The sequence below is a fragment of the Bacillus sp. DB-2 genome, from assembly GCF_003315125.1.
Taxonomy (GTDB): Bacteria; Bacillota; Bacilli; order Bacillales; family Bacillaceae_G; genus Bacillus_A; species Bacillus_A mycoides.
Genome location: NZ_QNRN01000003.1, coordinates 289,347 through 307,624, shown reverse-complemented (window position 1 = coordinate 307,624; position 18,278 = coordinate 289,347). Strand labels below are relative to the sequence as shown.

Annotated in this window: 14 protein-coding genes and 1 riboswitch; of the genes, 7 read left to right on the top strand and 7 right to left on the bottom strand. The window is 37.6% G+C overall.

The features are described 5' to 3' along the window. Positions 1–34 precede the first annotated feature (34 nt). Positions 35–2,035 (bottom strand): YhgE/Pip domain-containing protein, encoded by a 2,001-nt coding sequence (locus DET63_RS06985; RefSeq protein WP_113936240.1) that lies wholly within the window; start codon positions 2,033–2,035, stop codon positions 35–37. Positions 2,036–2,170: 135 nt separating this feature from the next. Between DET63_RS06985 and DET63_RS06980 the strand changes: the two genes are divergently transcribed. Further along, positions 2,171–3,055, top strand: coding sequence for a LysR family transcriptional regulator (locus tag DET63_RS06980; RefSeq protein ID WP_002129960.1), 885 nt, complete (start codon positions 2,171–2,173; stop codon positions 3,053–3,055). A gap of 67 nt (positions 3,056–3,122) precedes the next feature. On the opposite strand, the gene DET63_RS06975 is transcribed toward DET63_RS06980, so the two are convergent. Beyond that, positions 3,123–4,208, bottom strand: a complete 1,086-nt coding sequence (locus tag DET63_RS06975) for a transcriptional regulator (RefSeq protein ID WP_113936239.1) — start codon at positions 4,206–4,208, stop codon at positions 3,123–3,125. 89 nt (positions 4,209–4,297) lie between these two features. Then, positions 4,298–4,447 carry a hypothetical protein gene (locus DET63_RS30150; protein ID WP_002016173.1) on the bottom strand — a complete coding sequence of 50 codons (150 nt, stop codon included), beginning with the start codon at positions 4,445–4,447 and terminating at the stop codon, positions 4,298–4,300. Between the two features lie 252 nt (positions 4,448–4,699). Between DET63_RS30150 and cydA the strand changes: the two genes are divergently transcribed. The 3 genes from cydA to DET63_RS06960 all read left to right on the top strand — a co-directional run bounded on the left by cydA (position 4,700) and on the right by DET63_RS06960 (position 8,651). Next, positions 4,700–6,055: a cytochrome ubiquinol oxidase subunit I gene (cydA, locus tag DET63_RS06970; RefSeq protein ID WP_002034780.1), complete on the top strand. Its 1,356-nt coding sequence runs from the start codon at positions 4,700–4,702 to the stop codon at positions 6,053–6,055. Beyond that, positions 6,048–7,073 (top strand): cytochrome d ubiquinol oxidase subunit II, encoded by a 1,026-nt coding sequence (locus DET63_RS06965; RefSeq protein ID WP_002089640.1) that lies wholly within the window; start codon positions 6,048–6,050, stop codon positions 7,071–7,073. The genes cydA and DET63_RS06965 overlap by 8 nt, the downstream gene beginning before the upstream one ends. A 219-nt stretch (positions 7,074–7,292) precedes the next feature. Next, complete coding sequence (locus DET63_RS06960) at positions 7,293–8,651, top strand: arsenic transporter (RefSeq protein WP_113936238.1); 1,359 nt, start codon at positions 7,293–7,295, stop codon at positions 8,649–8,651. A 98-nt stretch (positions 8,652–8,749) separates the two neighbouring features. On the opposite strand, the gene thiC is transcribed toward DET63_RS06960, so the two are convergent. Then, positions 8,750–10,510 (bottom strand): phosphomethylpyrimidine synthase ThiC, encoded by a 1,761-nt coding sequence (gene thiC, locus DET63_RS06955; RefSeq protein ID WP_113936237.1) that lies wholly within the window; start codon positions 10,508–10,510, stop codon positions 8,750–8,752. A 112-nt stretch (positions 10,511–10,622) separates the two neighbouring features. Then, positions 10,623–10,738, bottom strand: a riboswitch (TPP riboswitch). 71 nt (positions 10,739–10,809) lie between these two features. Continuing rightward, a complete protein-coding gene (lldP, locus tag DET63_RS06950; protein ID WP_002143782.1) occupies positions 10,810–12,471 on the bottom strand; it encodes an L-lactate permease in 1,662 nt (553 codons plus the stop codon). A 288-nt stretch (positions 12,472–12,759) separates the two neighbouring features. Here lldP and DET63_RS06945 point away from each other — a divergent pair, with 288 nt between their 5' ends. Further along, positions 12,760–13,077 (top strand): magnetosome magnetite crystal formation protein family, encoded by a 318-nt coding sequence (locus DET63_RS06945; protein ID WP_001014110.1) that lies wholly within the window; start codon positions 12,760–12,762, stop codon positions 13,075–13,077. 177 nt (positions 13,078–13,254) lie between these two features. On the opposite strand, the gene DET63_RS06940 is transcribed toward DET63_RS06945, so the two are convergent. Both DET63_RS06940 and DET63_RS06935 read right to left on the bottom strand, forming a co-directional pair. Beyond that, positions 13,255–13,746, bottom strand: coding sequence for a metal-binding protein (locus DET63_RS06940; RefSeq protein WP_113936236.1), 492 nt, complete (start codon positions 13,744–13,746; stop codon positions 13,255–13,257). 50 nt (positions 13,747–13,796) lie between these two features. After that, a complete protein-coding gene (locus DET63_RS06935; RefSeq protein WP_002089647.1) occupies positions 13,797–14,162 on the bottom strand; it encodes a YkvA family protein in 366 nt (121 codons plus the stop codon). Positions 14,163–14,712: 550 nt separating this feature from the next. Here DET63_RS06935 and DET63_RS06925 point away from each other — a divergent pair. Both DET63_RS06925 and DET63_RS06920 read left to right on the top strand, forming a co-directional pair. Beyond that, positions 14,713–16,641, top strand: a complete 1,929-nt coding sequence (locus tag DET63_RS06925; RefSeq protein WP_002089649.1) for an LTA synthase family protein — start codon at positions 14,713–14,715, stop codon at positions 16,639–16,641. A 574-nt stretch (positions 16,642–17,215) separates the two neighbouring features. Beyond that, entirely contained in the window at positions 17,216–18,100 is an 885-nt protein-coding gene (locus DET63_RS06920; protein ID WP_002016184.1) for a D-amino-acid transaminase, read from the top strand. The last annotated feature ends 178 nt before the right edge of the window (positions 18,101–18,278 follow it).

Genomic DNA, 18,278 nt, shown 5'->3' with positions numbered 1-18,278 from the left:
GTCATAATAAAACCTTTTCGGATAGCTTCTTTTATTAAGAAACTTGCTCTGCATTCGTTTCCTTATACTGTATATGACTCGTAACCCATGTGATTCCACCAGCGACAACGAGATAGCATAATAAAATTAAAATTTGCATTCGTAATTGCGACCAATCTCCTAAAGAGATAACATCTTGTAATCCTCTAAGAGAATGAGACATTGGAAGAAACTGTCCAATTTTGCTAAGCACAGCTATATTTAACTCTCCTGGGAAAGTACCTCCGCTCGTCGCTAATTGAAGAACGAGAAGCGTTACCGCTGCGAACTTCCCAACAATGCCGAATACCGTTACTAACATAAGAATAAATGTCATGAACGTAAAGGAAATAACAATACTTGATAAAATAAAGAGTGATACACTTGCAACTTCTAATCTCATAACCCCTAACACTACCACATCTACAAGTAGTGCTTGAATGAGTCCAATTAAATATACTAATCCTAGTTTATTAATAAAATGTACTGTTCCGCTTACCTTCATATTTTGTCTACGGCCAAGAGGTAAAATATTCGATGCCATAATTCCACCAACATAAAATGCCAGTGATAAAAAGTATGGTGCAATACCTGAACCGTAGTTAGGCACATCAGAAACTGTCGACTTCACTAATTGAACCGGCTCTGAGAACATCGTATTGCGTGCATCATCATTGCGAACATCCGCTATCTTCTCTGCGCCCTCTCCCAATTTCGTAGAAAGTTCTTTCGCACCATCGTCAAGTTTAACAAGTCCGTTCGTTAACTTATCAGCACCATGATTCAGCTCTGTTCCGCCACTCGCAAGGTGATTTACACCTTCTTGTAATGATGTAAATCCATTTCCCCACTTCGTAAATCCATCAGCTAAATTCGAAGTACCATCTGCTATCTTTTTCGTTCCAGCGGTAGCTTCGTTTAACTTAACTCCGAATGTATTCATGCCTTCCTCAATCTTATGCTGACCATCAGTAAGCTTCCGCGCACCTTGTGTCAATTGTTGCTGGCTATTATTTAAAGTGTTTGTTGCTTTAGCTAATCCGTTAGAAGTAGCAATGATCTTTTGAAAAGCAGGATCTTGCTGCACTTCTGGATGACTTTTCACGTACTCTTCTAATTGTTGTTTTACACTATTTGCTGCATTGTCCGCTTTCACTTGCCCTTCAGCAAGTTTCTCACTTCCGTTCACCCATTCATTTGTACCAGCACTTAATTCACTAACTCCTGATTGTAAAGTTTTTTCACCTTGCGCTAGTAACTCCATACCACTATGAAGTGATGTCGCTCCTTGACTAAGCTCATTTGCACCGCCACTTAAGGCAGATTGGCTAGAAGCAAGTTTTTCACTTCCCTCTTTCACTTTTGATGTCCCGTCACTTAAACGATGAATACCATCTGCAAGCTGATTTGCCCCATTTCTTGCATCTATCGTTCCTTCATGTAACTTCTCAGCGCCATTTCTTGCATCACTCAACCCTTGTGCCAAATCTTGAAACTTTGAAAAGACACCTTCTGTATAAGATTTCGTAATACTATTTGAGATTTTTGTTTTCATATTTTCAACAGCTGTCGTTCCAATTTGAGCTGCTACAAAGTTTTTCCCTGGATTTACTTTGTACTGCAGCCTCGCCGGCTCTGGTTTCTCATCCATTAGTGTACTTACCTTTTTAGAGAACTCCTCCGGAATCGTAACCACCATATAATACTTATCTTCTTTTAGCCCTTCATCAGCATCTTTTTCTGATACGAAATGAAACGCCAATTCCTTATTCTCTTTTAAATTTTTAACAAAATCGTCTCCAGCCTGGATTGTTTTTTCATCCATCACAGCACCCTTATCTAAATTAACAACTGCAACAGGTAATTTATCTAATTTTCCGTACGGATCCCAATATCCAGCTAAGAAGAATCCTGAATAAATTAAAGGAACGATTAATAAAAAAATTAAAGCGATACGTCCATGTTTATGGTTCCACATCGCCTTCCAATCTTTAAATATAAGTTGAATTCCCTTCATGAAACATACTCCTTCTCCTAATTTAACACCCTTCGAATGGTTTAACAGATTTACTATACACGTCACTTTCCATACTGTATAATACATCTTTAATTATCAATTCATTCCTTTTGGTCTATAGAAAGGAGATTCGAAGTGGAACTTCTTCAATTAAAATACTTTCAGACAGTCGCACGACTAGAACATATGACAAAAGCAGCTGAAGAATTGCATATCGCGCAGCCTTCACTCAGTAAAACAATCGCTAGACTAGAAAAGGACTTAGGCGTCCCCTTATTTGATCGCCAAGGTCGACAGATTACATTAAACTCTTTCGGCAAAGTATTTTTAAAACGAGTAGAACGCATTTTTCATGAATTAAGTGAAGGGGAACGCGAAATTAAAGATTTAGCTGAATTACAACAAGGCTCTATTACACTTGCAGTTTCTATTCCAAGAATATTACCCGAGTTACTCGGTTCCTTTTTACTAGAACACCCTAACGTTCGATTCCAACAATTTCTCGCATCTACTCCTTCTATGAAACGGCAACTAGATAATATGGAAATTGATTTTTGTATCTCCTCTGTACCAATTGAAGGCGAGGAAATGGTTTGGGAACCACTTATCACAGAAGAAATTTTCTTAGCTGTTCCTTCAGGACATCGGTTATCAAACCGCGAAAGTATCTATTTGCATGAAGTAAAAGACGAATCGTTTATTAGTATGAACACTGGTTACGGATTTCGGCACTTAACAGATGAATTTTGTAAAAAAGCTGGTTTCACTCCACATATCGCTTTTGAAGTAGATGAACCAACCGTGATTAGCGATCTCATTAAGCAAGGTCTTGGCATCGCCTTTGTCCCAAGTTTAACTTTATTAAAAAACTCTACTTTAGCATCAAATAAGTTACGTATTATTGAACCTAATTGCGAACGAACTATCGGCTTAAGTTGGTCGAAGAAGCGCTATTTATCAAACACCGCCCAGCAATTTCGTGAATTCGTGATTGATTACTTCTCCAATATTAGGGCGTAAAATTATATCGCTTTACAAACAAATAACGACACAAATAAAAGGTACCATCCCCATAGGGTGGCACCTTCTATTTTTTACTCTTATCCAATTCCATTTCCGCTAAAAGCGGCAATACGTTATCGAAAATATGTGTATTATTATTCTCACCTGTTACATATCCACCATAATATCTACTAAATACATTATCATTTCGGAATGTATTCATCCGCTCATACAATTCCTTCGCAAACTTTGTATCACCTGTTTGTAGTACGTACAAAATTGTTAATCCGTAAGATGCTGGTGATTCATAGTTCACAGCTTGTTTTCCCGTTTCTAAGTTATAACGACCATATAACTTTTCGTCTTCGCGAAATTTCTTCTTTATAAATTCCAAATAAGCATCTGATGAAAGACCGCCTAAACTACGATGATAAGCAACGTATGATTGATCAATAAGATTCACTTCTTTATCGTACGTAAATGTCCCATCATCTTTATACTCTTTCGGGAATGCCCAGCCCTGCCTTGGGTAATCCGCTAAAAACTGAACAACTTCCTGATACTGCTGTGCAGAAATTTTCCCATACTTTTTCATATAAGAGAATGCATGCGGATTTATGTAAGATGTTGTTGCAAAGTTATTTTGTTTCCCTGTATCTGCATCGTAATAATCAACGTAATAATTACCTTTTTTATGATAACGAAGTACAGAATCACTCAATTGATCTGCAAGGTTTTTATAGCGATCTTCCTTGTACATTTCATAAGCACGATATAATTGTTCTATAATACGAAGATCATCGATAAGTGCATTAGTAGCTGACTGCATTTCTCCCTTTTCAGAGATTTTCCATATAACGATGCGATCCTTGTGTACAAAGTTATTTTGAATAACCTTCACTTGTTCATCAAATAAAGCTTGATCATCTTTATCAAGTGTATATTGTAGCCATAACCCTGCAGATTCTGATAAAGCTTCACGGCCCTTCGCTTCACCCTTACCTGCCTTTGTATCCTCTAAGCGATACGTTGCAAGTGTCCCATTTTCATTCACCATATGTCGTAAAATAAAATGCTCGGTACGATTTCCTTGTAAAGCTGACCAAAATACAACTCCACCTAAAGCGATTAAGAGAATAACCCCAATCCCTATATATAAACGTTTTCGCAAGCTTTTCACCTCCTTTTAAGGCTAACCTTAATTTTACCAGAACATACGCAAATATAAAAAAGACAATCCTTTAGATTGTCTCTCTCACCTTATCCTTCGCAAGCCTCTTTAGAAGGTCTATATAGCGATTCCACAAGTCGATCATATTCACGACGCGTAATTTCTTTATTATACAACTTTAATAATAAATCTCTATGCTCTCTTGAAAATGCCATCTTTTTAATGACTTCAGGATACATAAAACACCCTCTCCATTTCACATAAACTTCTTCATCCCGGAAATAGAACTTACGTTCGCATAAAAGATTATAAAAGATTCAGCCCTAAAAAACAAATAAAATATTACCAAATATCAATTTCTTTTTCTTTAGAATATTTAAACATTAAATTATCGTACTCATTTTTTAAATACATATATATTTTTGGTAGTTTTTTGAATAAATTTTCCAATTAAATCAGAAAATAATGGCAAAAAGAAGAGGAGTATACATATGGATACCGTAACATTAGCAAGGGCATTTTTTGGTTCTTCATTAGCATTCCACATTATCTTTGCAACGCTTGGAGTCGGGCTTTCTTTAATGATTTTTATAAGTGAAATACTCTATCACTGGAAGAAAGATTCCGACTATGCCATTATGGCAAAAAGATGGACAAAGGCTTTTGCTATCCTTCTCGGTGTAGCAATTCCAACTGGAACAATTGTTGGTGTACAAATTTCACTTCTTTGGCCTGGTTTCGCCAAAATTGTTGGGCAAGTTATTTCCGTTCCGTTTCAAATTGAGATTTTCGCCTTCTTTTTAGAGGCTTTATTCATGTCTATTTACGTATATGCGGCTGATAAACTCCCTCCAGTTATGAGATTAATCTCGCTATTTTTCGTTATGATTGGCGCCACTGCATCCGCCGTGCTTATTACATCGGCAAACACATGGATGAATACACCTGCGGGCTTTTCAATGAATCCAGATGGCTCAGTCTTTAACGTTGATCCGTGGAAAGCTTTCTTTAATCCGAGCTTTGGCACAAGTGCATTCCACGTCGTTATTACGGCCTATACAACTGGAGCAGCTGTTATCGCTTCTATCGCTGGATTTAAATTATTAAAGAAAAATTTAAGTGCTCGTGAAATTGCTTACCATAAAAAAGGATTATTGCTCGGGCTTGTCGTTACATTTATCACAGGTGCTACTATGTGGCTTTCAGGACACGAATCTGCTATTGCCTTACATAAACATTCACCTGAAAAACTAGCATCTGCTGAAGCTTTGTTTGAAACGACATCACACGCGCCTTTATCGATTGGCGGGGTTGTGGACCCTAACACACTTGAACTAAACTATGCCCTTGAAATTCCGAACATGCTTAGCTTATTAGTGGGACTAGACCCTAACACCGTTGTAAAAGGTCTAAAGGAATTCCCACAAGAAACATGGCCACCATTTTACACACATACACTGTTCAACTTAATGGTTGGCACCGCTGCCTTTACCTTTGCAGTTGCAGCTATTGCCCTCTTATATTGGTACTTTGTTTACCGAAAAAAAGGAGTAGAGTTACCGAAGTGGCTTCTTTGGGGAGCTGCCGCCTGTGGACCCGTTATGTTGCTCGGTATTGAATTCGGATGGATTTTTAGTTGTAGTGGTCGTCAGCCATGGACAATTTATGGCATGCAACGCACGGTAGATGCTTCTACGCGCGCTGATTTCGTCGGTCCTTTATTTGTTTTATTCATCATTTTATATATCGGACTCGGTATTTTAACAGTCTTTGTACTACGGACATTCTTTAAGAAACATCCATTAAAGAATGATTTACATCACGAAGGAGGCGATTCTCGTGCATGAGGAAAGCATTGCAATCATCATCTTATGGGCTCTTATTTTCGTATATAGCATACTAGGTTCTATTGATTTTGGAGCTGGTTTTTGGGGCATGGTATACGCTAAACACCCGACACTTGCTGCCAAGCTTGCTAATCGGTACTTATCACCAACTTGGGAAGTAACAAATACGTTTCTTGTCTTTGTCGTCGTTGCTTTTCTCGGTTTCTTCCCAAAAGCGGCCTTTACCCTTGCAACCGTTATGTTTGTACCAGTTATGTTAATTTTAGTACTTGTTGCGATTCGTAGTACTTTTATGGTATTTGCTTACTCCCTGCCAAAATACCAACACCTTCTTCGGATTATTTCAGGTATTACTGGGCTCTTAATCCCAGCTCTATTAATTACCGTTCTGCCAGTTACAGAAGGTGCCTATATTACGATGTCTGAAGGAAAAGAAGTGCTCCTTTACGGAAAACTTCTTTCTAGTCCCGTTATTTATTGTTATATGCTCTTCGGACTAACTTCGGAACTATTTCTATCATCTCTCTTTCTTGCTGATTTTGCTAGGGAACAAGGTTCTGAAGATACGTACCGAATTTATAGAAGAAATGCCATCATACTTGGTCCTGCAACGCTCGTGACTGCTATTATTGCTCTCGTTGTAATGGACCCTGAAACACACTGGCTTATGCAAGGACTCATAAAGCAATTCCCATGGTTTACAGTCTCTATCATTTTATTTGTTATCGGATACTCTTCCCTTTGGTGGACAAATAAGAAATATGGCACACTAGGCTTTCCTCGCATTGCAGTTTTAGCTGTCGTCGCTCAATATGCATTTGCAAGCTACGCTTACGGCGTCGCCCATTTACCTTATATCATTTACCCGGACGTAACTGTATTTACAAGCTTTACGACGGTCGAAACATTCTATGCACTTCTTATTCTTTACGCAATCGGGATTGCAATTTTACTACCAGGATTTATTTTCTTCTGGAATTTATTCTTAAAAGATCGAACATTTTTAAAGGAAAAATAGTAAATGAGGGGCATTCACACATTGAATGCCCCTCATTTATTAGACTCCTCTCCTAATAGTTATTACACTACTACTTATACTTGCCTTATTGCTCAAAATACACATATTCACTAGATTCAGGTAGATGCCTAGTTCTTCTTATTTTCTTTTGAATATAATGCTATATAAACTTGAGACAAGCTACATTTGTTCAAGGGAAAATAGAAAGGTAGGTTAAATATGAGCATTGAAATATGGATTACTATTATTGTATTCTTCTTAACGATGATTGTTATCTTTTGGCGCCCTCGTGGTATAAATGAGGCGTGGCCGGCAGCAGTCGGCGCCGGCATTATCCTCATTACTGGACTTGTATCAAAACCAGACGTCATAGACATTATAAGTAAAATTGGAGGCGCCTCCATAACAATATTAGCGACCATCGTTATGGCAGTTATATTAGAAAGCTTCGGCTTCTTCCACTGGTCCGCAGCAAAACTCGCAAATTTAGCGAAAGGTTCCGGACACCGCCTATACTGGTACATTCAATTACTATGTTTTCTTATGACTCTTTTATTTAATAATGACGGTAGTATTTTAATTACAACTCCAATTTTAATCCTTCTTCTGAAAAATCTTCAATTAAAACCTCATCAACAAATCCCTTATTTATTAAGTGGCGCTCTAATTGCCACTGCATCTAGTGCACCAATCGGTGTAAGTAATATCGTAAACTTAATCGCATTAAACATCGTCCATATGACTCTTTATATGCATACAGCTATGATGTTTGTACCTGCAACATTAGGACTACTGTTTATGTCATGGCTCATGTATACAGTTTTAAAGAAAAAACTTCCAGAAAGATTACCTGTTTCTTCATATGATATTGAAGAAATTTTCTTCACAAAAAACTTCCATCCGTTAAAAGGACAAAATTCTGTTAATACGAAACAAAAACGTACGAAATTCATGTTAAAAGTATTAGGCTTCGTCTTCCTTATGCGCTGTCTTCTATTCGTTGCATCCTTCTTATCGATTCCAATCGAAATTGTTGCCGTACTCGGTTCACTCGTTCTTCTCATCTGGAGATGGTACTACTTACGAACAAACCCAGTCGATATTTTGAAAAAGACACCGTGGCACATTTTAATTTTCGCCTTCTCTATGTACGTAATTATTTACGGGCTTCATAACGCAGGATTAACAGCGGCGCTTGTCCATTGGCTCGAACCAGTTGTAAGTCAGCATCTACTCTATGCCAGCTTTGCAATGGGCGGACTCGTTTCCCTCCTCTCTAACGTCTTCAATAACCACCCTGCACTTATGATTGGTACAATCACATTAACAGAAATGGGACTAGATCCAGTCACATTAAAAACGATCTACCTCGCAAATATCATCGGTAGTGACATCGGTTCACTATTATTACCAATCGGTACACTAGCTTCCCTCATTTGGATGTATATCTTAAGACAAAACAAAATTAAAGTGAAATGGAAAGATTATTTAAGCGTATCTCTCATCGTAATCCCACTCACAACAGTCGTCACATTATTCCTCTTATACTACTGGGTACAATTATTCTTCGCCTTATAGACGACAGAAGCCCCCTTTGCTACCGTCTTAGCAAAGGGGGCTTCTTCTATATTTAAGTTAGGTACAGTGTGATCAATCAAGTAAAGAGGTGTGACGTGTTATTGATATAAGTGACTACCAGTTTCTTTGAATTCTACCGCTTTCTCTTTCATTCCTTTTTCAATTGCTTCTGTCGTTTCTAAGTCATTTTCTTTCGCATATTCACGAATATCATGTGAAATTCTCATACTACAAAACTTTGGGCCACACATTGAACAGAAATGCGCTGTTTTCGCCCCTTCTGCTGGCAACGTTTCATCATGGTACTCCATCGCGCGTTCAGGATCTAAAGATAAATTAAATTGGTCGCGCCAACGGAATTCAAATCGTGCTTTTGAAAGTGCATCATCACGCTGATGAGCCGTTTTATGCCCTTTCGCAAGATCGGCTGCATGCGCAGCGATTTTGTACGTAATAACCCCTTCGCGAACATCATCTTTGTTCGGTAAACCTAAATGTTCTTTCGGTGTTACATAACAAAGCATCGCCGTTCCAAACCAGCCGATCATCGCAGCACCAATCGCTGAAGTAATATGGTCATAACCTGGTGCAATATCTGTCGTTAACGGCCCAAGTGTATAGAACGGCGCGCCCTGACAAATATCAAGTTCTTTCTCCATATTCTCTTTAATTAAATGCATCGGTACATGCCCAGGTCCTTCAATCATAACTTGCACATCATGTTTCCAAGCGATTTTTGTTAATTCACCAAGTGTTTCAAGCTCAGAAAACTGCGCTTCGTCATTTGCATCTGCAATAGAACCTGGACGTAATCCATCTCCAAGAGAGAACGAAACATCGTACTGCTTCATAATTTCACAAATCTCTTCAAAGTGAGTATATAGGAAGTTTTCTTTATGATGGAATAAACACCACTGCGCCATAATCGAACCACCACGCGAAACAATACCTGTCATACGCTTTGCAGTAATCGGAATGTAGCGAAGTAATACACCAGCGTGAATCGTGAAGTAATCAACACCTTGCTCCGCCTGCTCAATTAACGTATCACGATATACTTCCCACGTTAAATCTTCTGCAATTCCGTTTACTTTTTCAAGCGCTTGATAAATTGGCACAGTTCCAACTGGTACCGGAGCATTACGAATAATCCACTCACGTGTTGTATGAATGTTTTTACCTGTAGATAAATCCATAATCGTATCTGCACCCCAGCGAGTCGCCCACGTCATCTTCTCTACTTCTTCTGCAATAGAAGACGATACAGCAGAGTTTCCGATATTTGCATTTACCTTCACGTGAAAATTACGTCCAATTATCATCGGTTCCGCTTCAGGATGGTTAATGTTCGCCGGCAAAATCGCACGACCTTCTGCAATCTCCTTACGAACAAATTCAGGTTCTACCCCTTCACGAATCGCAACATATTCCATCTCAGACGTAATAATGCCATTACGCGCATAATGCATTTGCGAAACATTTGCACCTTGCTTCGCTCTAAGCGGCTTACGATCCATTTGCGGGAAAACAGGTATATGTTTTGAAGCCACTTTCACACCGTCATCCTCAGGTTTAATTTCGCGTCCTTCATAAGCTTCCACATCACCACGCCCCAAGGTCCAAGAGTGGCGCGGCGCATGCAACCCTTTTTCCAGCTCCACTTTATACTCTGGATCTGTATAAGGTCCACTCGTATCATACACACGGATTGGCGGATTTTGAACACCGTTCGTATCGCTTTGTTCAATCTCGCGCATTGGTACTTTCATACCTTCACGTGTTCCATCCACATACACTTTCTTACTTCCTGGTAAACTCGATTTCAATTCAATTTGCTCAGCTGAAACAGACTGTTTCATAACCTTTGTTGCCCCCCTGTTCGTGACAAGGACGAGATATGGCCAGCGCATGCCAAAATAAAAAGAGCCAGGTCCATAAACGAATAAGGACCTGGCTCATAAAGACATAATTATGTAAAGCCGTTAACTTCCCTACGCTGGTACGAGCCAGATCAGGTCCAAAGGGTTAAGAAGTTCACACACTTCTCTCTCAGCCTACGCATACGTTAGGCACCCCTAGTTTATCACTGATTTAATTTTCAATACTTTCCCATCATACACTATAATCTGAAAAATGAAAAGTTTATTTCTTTTGTTGTTTACGGAATCATCCAAGTTAAATAATAAGCCTGCACATACGTCATAATCCCAACAATAGTAACGAAGAATAAACTATGCTTCAATGTAAAGCGGAACAAATCTGACTCTTTCCCAGCAAGTCCAACTGCCGCACAAGCAATCGCAATTGATTGCGGAGAAATCATTTTACCTGTTACACCGCCCGTTGTATTTGCTGCAACGAGAAGTACTTCAGATACACCGACTTGCTGCGCTGTAATTGCTTGTAAATTCGAGAACAGTGCGTTCGCTGACGTATCTGATCCCGTTAAGAATACGCCAATCCATCCTAAGAATGGTGAGAAGAACGGGAATAGTCCGCCAGTTCCTGCAAGTGCTAACGCTAATGTAGAAGATAGACCAGAATAGTTTGCGATAAATGCGAATCCTAATACGAATCCAATAGATAGAATTGGCATTTTTAGTTCATTTAACGTTTCTTTAAATGTTGCTACTGCATCTTTTGCACTCATTTTCAAAATAAAGATAGAAATGATACAAGCAATTAAAATTGCTGTTCCAGTCGCTGATAAAATATCTAATTTCAAGATTGCTTCATAAGGTGTTGGTTTATTTACAATAGGCTCTGCTTTCATTACTAAATTGTGCAAGCCTGGAACTTCAAATTTAAATACGAGACTTTCTAAAGCGCCGCCCGGAGCGAATAACGCTTTAAAGAAACTCTGGCTCCAGATGACTACCATCACAGTCAAAATAATGAACGGAGACCACGCTTTTACTACTTTTCCTACCGTTAGTTTCGGCATAGATGTCGTTGTCGTCGCCGCGGCTACTTCACTATTCGCTTGCTTAGTTTGATAAATTTCTTTCGGCTGCCAAACTTTTAAGAATAGCGATAAACTTACTAAACTTACAAGCGCTGACGTAATATCCGGAAGTTCTGGTCCTAAAAACGTCGCTGTAATAAACTGTGTAATTGCAAATGAACTACCCGCTACAAATAAAGCAGGCCACGTTTGTTTTACTCCTTTAAAGCCATCCATTAAAAATACGATAAAGAACGGAACAAATAAAGATAAGAACGGTAATTGATGCCCAGCCATTTGTCCAATTTTATGCGGATCAATGCCTGTTACTTGTCCAGCAACTGTAATCGGAATCCCCATCGCTCCGAACGCTACTGGTGCAGTATTTGCGATTAAACAAAGACCTGCTGCATATAAAGGATTTAGCCCAAGGCCTGCCAGAAGCGCTGCCGTAATCGCTACTGGTGCACCAAATCCTGCTGCCCCTTCCAAAAATGCTCCAAATGAAAATCCGATTAAAATAACGAGTAAACGATGATCATTCGTAATGGATAATACAGATGCACGAATGACATCAAATTGACCTGTTTTCACAGAAATTTTATATAAAAATACTGACATAATGATAATCCACGCAATTGGCCATAATCCGTATAAGAAACCGTATCCGGTCGCTGCCATTGCCATTGTGAATGGCATTTTATACGCAAATAACGCCACCAAAATCGTTAATACAACTGTAATAAATCCTGCCACATACCCCTTCATGCGGAAAACTGCTAAAGCTAAGAAAAAAAAGATGATTGGAATAAGTGCGACTGCTGCCGAAATCCAAATGTTACCGAACGGATCGTAAACTTGTGTCCATGTGTTCATTGTTCTCTCCCCCTAAAGAATCCCCTTTTAAATAAGATATAACCTTATCAATAGACTATCAGGTCATCATACCTTTAAGTCTAAAAAAATATAAAACGTTTAAGAAAACGTTTTCAATAATTTTATCACAACAATTTTCATTTAAAAAGATTTTTTTGAAAATTTTATCATTTAAATAGAAAATCTTACAAAAGCGTCACGTTCTTGTAATGTTAATCGATAGGAAGCTCGCCAAATTTCCTGCATAATAAAAGTATAACAACGGACATTATTTATGAGGTGATATATATGAACGGAAACAAAATATTAGCAGCTTTATCATACTTTAGTGTATTATTTGCGCCCATCTTATTCCCTATTATCGTGTGGATTGTGGGCGACTCTGAAACGAAACCACATGCAAAACGTGCTCTATGGACACATATCATTCCAAGCATCGCCACATTTATTGGATTAGTTATTCTAGGAATTATGGGTATCGGATCTGATCAATCAGACGTAACACTTGGAATCGGAGCAATGATTGTCTTATGCATTTGCGGAATCATTAGCTTATACTACTTCATTTGGAATATTGTAAAAGGGATTAAGGTACTGAAAGCTTAGTTTTAAACAAACATTTGTTTAAAAAGAAACTGTCCAAAAATTGATGTCGCATGATGGTAAATAAAATTTTATCGGCGATTCGACAAGGAATATCGACTTAACTACAAAATACGACAAGAGTAACCTACCTATTAATAAGAAAGAAACCGTCCCAAAATACCTTTTGGGACGGTTTCTTTATCTTCTGCGTTTCTTCTTTTTTCTCATCATTTTCTTTCGGCGCGTATTCGCTTTATCCGCTATAATGTGGAGCGTACTTGCCACAACAATCCCCATTACAAACGTTACAATTTCAACCTCGTGTTCCTTCGCAATTTCTATTAAATTTCCGCCGAATGCGATTATATTTAATAGGAATAAAAACGGAGAAAACACGATTAACATGTATGCAATACGAATAATATCACCAATTATAATCGTATGTGTGAAGAAGGAACGATGGGGCATTACGCTCCTATATGGATACCAAAAAATACGGAGGAATCCCCATTTATTATACGCATTACTGTACGTATCTAAATCCGGTGTTAAAAATGAAGTACCTACTAAAAAGCCAATTGCAAAAGTTAATAAAAAATCAAAACTTGTTAATCCATACGAAAAGAGCATAAACAAAACAATCGGAAGGGATATTAAGTTTATTTTCGTATGCGTTCTTCCTGATGGCATAATGCACTTCCTCGCTTACGTTCGCCCTGTCATCCTATGACAGTTCTCACCTATTGATCTAATTTTTGATCGATAAATGATGTGTCTATATCCGAACCAAACCATTCTGCCAACTTCACTCGCGACTTATCTTTCACATCTTCATTTACGTATATCGATGCTTGTAATAGTGCGGCCATTAACGCACCTAAATCATCCGTATAACCGACTCCAGCAATGAAATCTGGAATGGCATCAATCGGTGCAATGAAATAAGCAAGTGCTCCGATTACAATAATTTTCACTCGTTTTGGAACATCCGGTCTTTGCAAAACGTAAAACAACAATAAACTCGCATAGATTACCGACTGCCCTGCCTGCTTCGCAACATGTTTTATTTTCTTCCAAAACGCTTCAACTGAAAATTTTTGTTTCATTCAAAAGCCTCCCTATTTTCAAAAGAAATAAGCTACAATATGTTATGTTATCAGTAAAAGTTCATCAAAATTACACATAATCTATCAATGAAATTTCATTGTAACAAACAAAACCAAAAAGAACAAGTGTTCGTTAATTTTTTCATATTTTCCTTCATATAATAGTTTTCTAGACAACCACTTAAAGATTTCTATTCCATATTTCTCAACCAAAAAACTTTCAATTCCGCTTAACATTCTTTTCTATTTTTGTTATATTTTCTAGTTGACGGGCATATAAACGAATGTTAAAGTTTTCTCTGGTAGAGACAAATCACATACAAAAAATGTAAATTGTTATAGTGTTTCTCAGAAATGAATTTTGTTGTATAATACAGAAATGACGTTATGCTTATGAGCAGCACAAGAAACCAAAAAGGGTATGCATAGTTAAAGTCGTATATGGGTGAATATAGAAACTCTAATTATGGCCAAGAAAACTATGTATTTTTTATTTTAGCATTTTTCGCTCCAAAATCGACCAAGCCTGATAGAGAAAGGGTGGAAATGAATGAAAGAAACCATGAAATCACAATTTCAAAACGTGCGTTTTACTTTATTCGTAGCTTTGGCCGTATGGCTAAAATCCTACATCATTACACGCACTAGCTTCGATTTAAAACTTGAATCTTTCATGCAAGAATTCATTTTATTCATTAGTCCATTAGCAGCATCATTACTGTTTGTGGGTCTTGCATTATTTGCAAAAGGGAAAAAACGTAACTATATAGCACTAGGAATTAACTTTATCTTAACGTTCATTCTTGTTGGTAACGTAATGTTCTACGGATTCTACAATGACTTCGTTACTTTACCAGTACTAGGACAAACGTCTAATTTCGGAAGTTTAGGTTCCAGTGTGAAAGAATTATTTAACTTCAAAATCATCCTTGCATTTGCGGATATTATCGTATTCTTCGTTCTATTGAAGAAGAAGAAAGATTTTGCACCGACAGAGCGTGTAGCACGTCCGATGCGTTCCCTATACTTCGTGTCAACAGTTGCTATTTTCTGCGTAAACCTAGGATTTGCAGAAGCTGAGCGTCCAGAACTATTAACACGTTCATTCGACCGCGTTATGCTTGTTAAAAACTTAGGATTATATGTACACCAAGCATACGATCTTGGCTTACAAGCAAAATCAAGTTCACAAAAAGCGTTTGCTGATAGTAGTAAATTACAAGAAGCAGAAAACTATGTGAAAACAACACAAAGTAAACCAGATCCAAATATGTATGGTACTGCAAAAGGGAAAAACGTAATTGTTGTCTCTCTTGAATCATTACAAACATTCTTAATTGGTGCGCAAGTTAATGGACAAGAAGTTACACCATTCCTAAACCAATTTGCGAAAGAAAGTTATTACTTCGATAACTTCTTCCATCAAACTGGGCAAGGTAAAACATCTGATGCTGAATTCTTAGTAGATACTTCGTTATATCCACTAGACCGTGGTGCTGTATTCTTCACACACGGTAACAACGAATATACAGCAACTCCAGAAATTTTGCGTGAGCAAGGGTATCACACATCAGTATTCCATGCAAACAACGCAACATTCTGGAACCGTAATATTATGTATCCGGCACTTGGTTATGATCGTTACTACAACGAACTTGACTACAAGATTACGCCAGAAACAAAATTAAACTGGGGACTAAAGGATATCGAATACTTCGATCAGTCTATCGATATGTTAAAACAAGTGAAGCAGCCGTTCTATACTCGCTTCCTTACTTTAACAAACCATTACCCATTCACTTATGATGACAGTACGAAATTAATCGACGAGTACAATTCTGGTGATGGAGTATTTGACCGCTATATGGTAACAGCTCGCTACTTAGACGAAGCAATGAAGCACTTTATTGAGCGTCTAAAAGCTGAAGGTATTTACGACAACTCTGTTATCGTATTCTACGGTGACCATTATGGTATTTCTGAGAATCATAACCGTGCAATGGCACAGTTCTTAGGAAAAGAAGAAATCACTACATTTGACCATATGAACTTACAAAAAACACCGATGTTTATTCACGTTCCAGGTCAAAAAGAGGGTAAAACAATTTCAAAACCAACTGGTGAAATTGACATTAAACCAACAATTCTAAACCTACTTGGTGTAGATTCTTCGAATCAAATCCAATTCGGTCATGATGTATTCTCACCAGACAATAAAGGATTCGTTGTTCTTCGTGACGGTAGCTTCATTACAGATAAGTACATGTACACAAACAGTACATTCTACGATCGTAACACAGGTGAAGTTGTACAATTACCGAAAGAAGAAGCTCAACCACTTATTGATCGTGCACAAAATGAATTGCACATGTCTGACAAAATCATTGAAGGCGACTTACTTCGCTTCTCTGAAAGCAATAAGATCAAAACTGGTGAAGTAAAAACGGTTATTAAAGAAGAAAAGAAGAGCGCTGAGTAACCTCAGCCTCTTTTTTATTTTCCTCTCTACACATTCTTCTATACATTAACTTTAAAATTACATAACCTTCACCTAATATTTACACCACATTAACGAAACATCTTTATAATAAAATATGTAAACAAGGTTCTACATATTTCTTATCTCTCATCTTCAATAAGATCCCTTAAAGAAATATGTTCATCATTTGTTTTCAACTTTCTTATAATTGTCTTTCCAAGTGTTTTGTTTGCATAAATGAAACCTTTAAAGACGATGTCCCTATGAAAGATAGCTACCCTCCTTTTGCAACATTCCATACGAATGTTGCTTTTTTTTTTTCAAAAAGCAGGATTCTTATTTCTCATTTCCGAATTTGTATATACAAAATGCTATAAAGTGAAACTTTCATCAGTGGGGGTTTTGTTCATCCCACACTGATTATTCGCCCTCACCAATCGGGCGTTTACGGGCAGTTAATGCAGGATAAATCACCACTACTTCTCTGTGATTTACAAATACATATACGTCATATGTAGAGAATTGCTTACATAAAAGTTACTATAGTGATTTTTATTCATGTACTAACGAAAGGATGGGACGAAAATTGGCATACGAAAGATTTGTACTATGGAATGATGCAGTTATTGATACAACAAAACATCGCGCGTACATAGAACTTGAAGAAAGAGGTTTACAATTTGGTGATGGCGTCTATGAAGTTATTCGCCTTTATAACGGAAACTTTCACTTATTAGACCCACATTTAACAAGATTATATCGATCCCTTGAAGAAATAGAATTATCACTTCCTTTCTCAAAAGCCGAACTCATCATCTTACTCTACAAATTAATTGAAAACAATAATTTCCACGAAGACGGAACAATTTACTTACAAGTATCTCGTGGTGTACAAGCTCGAGCACATGCATTTTCATATGACATATCTCCGACAATCTATGCTTATATTTCAAAAAAAGAAAGACCATCTTTATGGATTGAATACGGTGTACGTGCTATATCAGAACCTGATACACGCTGGCTCCGCTGTGATATTAAATCGTTAAATTTATTACCAAATGTATTAGCTTATACGAAAGCTGAACGCAAAGGTTGTAAAGAAGCACTTCTCGTACGAAATGGTATTGTAACTGAAGGTAGCCACTCTAACTTCTTTCTCATAAAAAACGGAACACTGTATACGCATCCAGCCAATCACCTTATTTTAAACGGCATTATTCGTCAGTACGTCCTTTCTTTAGCTAACACTCTTCAACTTCCTGTAAAGGAAGAGCTTTTCAGCGTTCGCGATGTTTATCAAGCAGATGAATGCTTCTTTACGGGAACGACTATTGAAATTTTACCGATGACCCATCTCGATGGAACTGCGATTCAAGATGGTCAAGTTGGCCCTATCACCAAATTACTACAAAGGTCATTTTCTCAAAGCCTTTTAAAATCCAACAGCACATCTTCCTAAATACGAATAATCTTCTCATTTTTCACATCAAATATATGTATTTAAATGGAAATCAAGGTGCAGATTTATACCTTGATTTTTTTTTGTAACCTTTTTGTCATATTCAGATTACCACATAAGTCTTGACAGTAATCGACATGCTCTTTAGAATTTTTAACAGTTGGTAAATATTTCTTCA

Coding starts and splice junctions, on each gene's coding strand:
- DET63_RS06985 (WP_113936240.1), bottom strand. CDS start 2,035: ATGAAGGGAATTCAACTTATATTTAAAGATTGGAAGGCGATGTGGAAC.
- DET63_RS30150 (WP_002016173.1), bottom strand. CDS start 4,447: ATGTATCCTGAAGTCATTAAAAAGATGGCATTTTCAAGAGAGCATAGA.
- cydA (WP_002034780.1), top strand. CDS start 4,700: ATGGATACCGTAACATTAGCAAGGGCATTTTTTGGTTCTTCATTAGCA.
- DET63_RS06960 (WP_113936238.1), top strand. CDS start 7,293: ATGAGCATTGAAATATGGATTACTATTATTGTATTCTTCTTAACGATG.
- thiC (WP_113936237.1), bottom strand. CDS start 10,510: ATGAAACAGTCTGTTTCAGCTGAGCAAATTGAATTGAAATCGAGTTTA.
- lldP (WP_002143782.1), bottom strand. CDS start 12,471: ATGAACACATGGACACAAGTTTACGATCCGTTCGGTAACATTTGGATT.
- DET63_RS06945 (WP_001014110.1), top strand. CDS start 12,760: ATGAACGGAAACAAAATATTAGCAGCTTTATCATACTTTAGTGTATTA.
- DET63_RS06940 (WP_113936236.1), bottom strand. CDS start 13,746: ATGCCATCAGGAAGAACGCATACGAAAATAAACTTAATATCCCTTCCG.
- DET63_RS06935 (WP_002089647.1), bottom strand. CDS start 14,162: ATGAAACAAAAATTTTCAGTTGAAGCGTTTTGGAAGAAAATAAAACAT.
- DET63_RS06925 (WP_002089649.1), top strand. CDS start 14,713: ATGAAAGAAACCATGAAATCACAATTTCAAAACGTGCGTTTTACTTTA.
- DET63_RS06920 (WP_002016184.1), top strand. CDS start 17,216: ATGGGACGAAAATTGGCATACGAAAGATTTGTACTATGGAATGATGCA.